At 70.9% G+C, this 5,163-nt stretch carries 3 protein-coding genes; 1 reads left to right on the top strand and 2 read right to left on the bottom strand.

The features are described 5' to 3' along the window. Positions 1 to 60: 60 nt before the first annotated feature. Complete coding sequence (locus ACWGKT_RS43350; RefSeq protein ID WP_453278026.1) at positions 61 to 2,397, bottom strand: Dyp-type peroxidase; 2,337 nt, start codon at positions 2,395 to 2,397, stop codon at positions 61 to 63. A 146-nt stretch (positions 2,398 to 2,543) separates the two neighbouring features. After that, on the bottom strand, positions 2,544 to 4,433 hold the full coding sequence (locus ACWGKT_RS43345; protein ID WP_453278025.1) for a galactose oxidase-like domain-containing protein: 1,890 nt from the start codon (positions 4,431 to 4,433) through the stop codon (positions 2,544 to 2,546). A 246-nt stretch (positions 4,434 to 4,679) separates the two neighbouring features. On the opposite strand from ACWGKT_RS43345, the gene ACWGKT_RS43340 reads away from it, so the two are divergent. After that, complete coding sequence (locus ACWGKT_RS43340) at positions 4,680 to 5,081, top strand: hypothetical protein (protein WP_453278024.1); 402 nt, start codon at positions 4,680 to 4,682, stop codon at positions 5,079 to 5,081. Positions 5,082 to 5,163 lie beyond the last annotated feature (82 nt).

Here is a 5,163-nt window from a genome sequence, read left to right as displayed (position 1 = left end):
GAGCCGGATCGGAACGAGGGGTGGCGGCAGCCGTGTCTGTGTGTGCGGGGGGATGAACGTTCAGGGGCGCCGGAACCACGCGGTGTTCGGGCGGTCCTCGCGGATGCGGGTGTCGGTGTGGCGGTCGCCGTTGGCGATGCTGATCAGGCGGTACTGCTGGTTGTGGAAGATCCAGGTCCAGGTCTGGTCGTCCACGAGGGACCTGCCCGGGACGAAGGCGTGGGCCTCGACCCTGGAGATGCCCTGGAGGGAGTTCCACAGGGCCAGGTTGCCGTCGCGCCGGACCAGTTCGTCGGGGTGCGTTCGGCCGCCGGAGTACACGCGGCCGTCGTGGACGGCGATCATGCGGTAGACCTGGCCCTGCGGGGTGGTGTGGAAGACCCAGTAGTAGGACTTGCCGCCCACGCGCTGCATGTCCGGTACGGGCAGCACCGCGTCGATGCGACCGATGCCGGCGCAGGACCGCCAGTAGCCGATCGGCAGGTCGTCGCCGGTTCGCCGGTTGGTGTGCCGGGCGTCGAGGGCGATGGCGATACGGCGGTAGACCTGCTTGCCGTTCACCGTGTGGAAGAGCCAGTAGGCGCTCTCGCCGTTCATGCACTGCTCGTCGGGCACGGGCAGGATCGCGTCGACCCGCTCGACCCCGGCCAGCGCGGGCCAGGCCGCGAAGTCCTCCTGGCCGAGGAGGACGCCCGTACGGTCGTCACTGCCCATGGTGAGCGCCTCGGTCTCGGCCGCGCCCGCGCCGACGGCACGGACGGTGCGCCCGGAGAAGGTCCAGTACCGGCCCTGCACGTCCGGCCAGGGCAGGATCTCGTCCACGGGGGCCGGCTTCGCGGGCGGCTCCTGCGGGCGGGTCTGGCCGCCGGGCAGGGTACTCGTCCACCCGGACTGCCCGCCCGGGGCCACGGCCTCCAGACGGCCCCGGGACAGGCCGCGCAGGGTGCTGATGGACGGGGTGAAGGCGTAGACGGAACCCTCGGTGGTCACAAAGGGCATGAAGTGCAGCATGGTGGTCTTGCGGCCGCCGTTGCCGTTGCTCTCGAAGGCGACGACGCCCGTGATGTCCTTGCCGAGTTCGCCGCTGACCATCGGGTCCGGCCCGGGCTGGGGGTCACGGCCGCGCGGGAAGTTGGGCGAGTTGATCCAGTCGGCCTGGATGAACTCGAACTGCCGTACCAGGTCGGCCTGGTAGCAGACGAACATCAGGCCGCGGGGCTCGTCGGGGCCTCCCCCGTCCTCGTTGGCGGGGTCGAAGGGGGCGCCGTAGGGGATGCCGCGGCGAATGATGCGGCGTTCGTCCATGAACTTCTCGTCGACGTGCTCACCGTCGTCGATCAGGCCGTCGCGCGGGGCGTTCTTGCGCAGGTGGGAGAAGAGCGGGGTGACGACACCGTCGGGGTCGTCGCGGAAGCTGATGTCGTTGTCGGGCCTGGTGCCCGAAGCGGGCGGGGCGTCCGGGAACTTGGCGACCGAGGCGCCGCAGCGCCAGCGGCCCACCAGCCGGGCTCCCAGCCACTCGGCCTTCGCGTTCTCGCCGACCACCTTGGCGTCCCGCAGCTTCCTCAGCTCGGTGTTGACCTGTGCCCACCACCCGGGGACGTCCTGGCCCAGCCGGCGTACGACCTGGAAGGAGCCGTACTTCATCCAGTCGGGGACGTTCTTGGGAAGGGGGGTGTCCTCGACGCCGAGGACGAACTCGTGGGCCGGGATCATCCGGGGGCGCTCGTGCTCGGCCGGGTCGTCGAAGTTCGTCACGACGGGTTCGCTGACGCCGTCCTTGAAGCCGAAGTGCTCCTTGCCCCGGCGGTTGCCGGGCAGCGTGGCCCCGTTCTGCTGGTAGACGATCACCACTCCGGCCCGGGAGGCGGCCTCCCGCTGCCGGTTCAGCTCGGCGTCCCGGTCGTGCTCGGCATCTGCGGCGATCGTGAGGACCGCGTGGATGGCGGGCTTCGTCTCGGAGCCGAAGATCCATTTGTCCGGGGCGTTGGAGCCCTTGTCGCCGAGTGCGTCGGCGCGCTGCGGGGACCCGGACCCCTGCACGAACGCCTGGATCGTGGTGCCCGTGGGCACCTTCGGGAACACCGGGTCCTGGTCCGTCTCCTTGCCCGTCAGGCGCTGGATCCCGGGGTAGGTCAGGCTCAGGCCCAGCCAGGTGGCCTTGAGGTTCTTCGGGTCGTCGCCCTGGGAGCTCTTGCGGGCCTCGTGGAACTTCTCGTTGAAGGCGGCGACCTGTTGGGTGGTGGCGATGTTCGGGAGCAGCTCCGCCAGCCAGTTCTGGGCGGCGTCCTTGGCGCCGAACTGGAGGAACAGGAAGGTCATGTGATCCTTCCTGAACCCGGCGAGGATGTCGCCCTGGATCTCCGAGTTCTCGCGCAGGGGTAGGGCCGTGATCATGGAACTCCTCCGGTGGTGGGGACAGTTGAGGACGAGAGGGACGACAGGGCGAGGGGGACGTGGCTGGGGACGGGGGCGTGCGGGACGGCCCCGGGCGGCGCCGTGGGCAGCGCCGCCCGGGGGGCGGACGGCAGGGGACGACGAGGTCAGGTGCCGGGACCCAGCCGGACCCACTTGGCGACGCTGGGCACGCCGCGCTCGTCGAGCAGGAAGAGCAGGTAGTACCCGGGGGGCGCGTCCTTGGCGGAGGGCGGGGTCCGCAGGACGAGCTGGTTGCCGGCCCGGCTGGTGATGTCCAGTTCGATGCGGCGCTGGCTGGTGTCCACCGAGTGGGTGGAGGTGATGGGCGCCATCAGGACGGCCCTCTCGGCCAGTTCGGGCGTGCCCGTCCTGATCCGGAGCGCGGCGTTGTAGCCCTGTCGTCCGGCGGGCACGTCCGTCAGCACCGGGCGGTCGCCGCCCTGGTGCAGGTACGGCGGCTCGTAGATCTCGATGGTGCCGTTCATCCCGGACTTGATGTTCGGGTTGTTGGCGATCTCCTGCAGTTCGTCGCCGGTGACCATGATGCGGCCGTCGGGCAGCAGCACGGCGTTGGAGTGGTAGCCGCGCGGCAGCCGCTGGACCGGGCCGAGCCGCCACGCGCCGTCGAGGCCGCGCGTTTCGGTCTGGCGGTACTTCTCGTCGGCGTTGGGGTTGTACAGGCCGTTGCCGTAGTCGCGGATGTCGTAACCACCGTTGACGGTGAACAGCCGGCCGTCGGGGAAGATCAGCGTGTCGTCCTGGGTCCGGCCGAAGGCCCGGGCGGTGTCCTCGGTCCAGCGGCCGCCGGAGAACTTGTAGGTCTTGGGGTCGTTGCGGTCACCGCCGAGGATCAGCACCGAGTCGGGACCGTTGGTGCCGTTGGGCAGCGCCACCGCGGAGCCGTAGTTGCGCATGCCGCCGCCGGGGCGGCTGCGCAACGGGCTCTCGGTCTCGGCCTGCGGGTCGAAGACGTACTGCTCGTTGTAGTTGCGGCCGAAGCCGTAGATCAGGCCGTCGCGCAGGGAGAACAGGTGGGGGTAGTCGGCCATGTACTCGGCCTTGACCTTCCACGTGTCGAGCGCCTGCTGGATGGGCCCCTTCGCCGGGTCGTCCGACACGGGGGTGCCTTTGGCCGGGAAGCGCTCGATCGACCGGGAGAGCTTGCCCCAGCCGGTGTCGCCGTGCCCGGAGGTGATGAACTGCCGCCCGTCGGCGCCGGTGACGACCGAGGGGTACCAGCGGCCCTCGGCCATGTCCTGCTGCCGGTACCACTTGTTGGTCCAGGGGTCGAAGACCAGGGCGAGGTGGGCGCCGGCGCCGTGGTTGCCGCCGAGGTTGCCGCCGAAGATGCCCACCATGCCGTTGGGCAGGTAGGAGTGTCCGGCGCAGAAGATCGGCGCCGCGCGGTCCTCGTCCAGGCCGTCGTCGATCGGGACGACGGGCGGCTGTACGTTCGTGAACGCGTCGGGACCGGTGCCCTTCGCGGGGTCCCAGACGAAGGCGCGTCCGGCGTTGTCGCGGCCGATGACCTCGGTGGGCGCCGTCTCCTTGTTGGGGCTCTCCTCGACGGCCTCGAAGGAGAACAGCAGGACCTTGCCGTTGGGCAGCAGGGCGACGTGATCGCCGTAGTCCGGGCTGGAGAAGTAGTCGGTGAACCGGCCGAACGTCTTCGCGTCGAAGCCCGCGTTCTGTTCCTTCTGCGAGTCGGCGAGCCGTTGCAGGCTCCGGGTCCGCATCGGCTGCGGATAGCCCCGGTCGACGGCGCGCAGGCCGATGCGGTCGCGGGCCAGCTGCTCGGCGCGGGGCCGGCCGAAGGCCTTGACCTCCTCGGGCCGGACCTCCTCGGCGAGTTGCTCCTTGGTGATGCTCACCCCGTGCGGGTGCGGATCGACCGTGCGCGCCGCGGACGGCAGCGGGACGAGGTGGGCGGGGGCGGCTCGGACGGCCGGAGCCGTGACGGACAGGACGATCGCGGCGCAGCCGGTCGCGAACGTCCACCTCCCTCTGCGGGACATCGGGGACTCCTCATGGGACGCGGCGGCGCCCTGGGCCAGTAGTGGGGGCAGCACGGGGCAACCACGCAGGGTGACGGAATAGCGTCAGTTAATCACACACTGTAGCGAATTGTGGTCTTCTGCTCGAAAGATTGACCGCTTTGCCCCGATGGGGTGTAACGCTGCGTGTCCGCGGGAGTCCTGGTCGGAACCGGTGGTTGCAATGGTCGCGACCAGTCCCCTGCCCCCCTTCCGAGGAGCACGTCCATGCCCCGAACACGCACTGTTCTCGCGACCGTGGGCGCCGCGGCCCTGCTCGTCTGCGGCGCCGCCCCGGCGCTGGCCGACGGCCCCCAGCCGCCGCGCCACCTCTCCCAGTTCATCGCCGGCGGCGCCGACGGCAAGCCGCGCGAGGTGTTCTGCCCCTCCATGCAGCACGCCTACAGCGGCGGGTTCACGCTGAGCGCCAGGAGCGACTCGCGCCTCGCCCCGGAGGCCGCCGACGTCATCGAGAGCCGCCTGAACGACCACGCCAGCGGCTGGATCGTGACCGTGCGCAAGGCCCAGGTGCGCAAGCTCCTGGTGCCCGGCAAGAGCCACCAGTCGGTCCCGGCGGACCTGACCGTCCACATCGGCTGCACCGACGACACGATGATGCACGGGGCCTGACAGCCCGTCGGGCCGCGCGCCGGGTGGGGGCCGGGGGCACGGAGGGGGGGGGGGGCGGCCGCCGGGGGGGGGGCGGGCGGGG

This window comes from Streptomyces sp. NPDC054794 (genome assembly GCF_053611585.1).
This window is presented reverse-complemented; position numbering and strand designations above follow the sequence as displayed.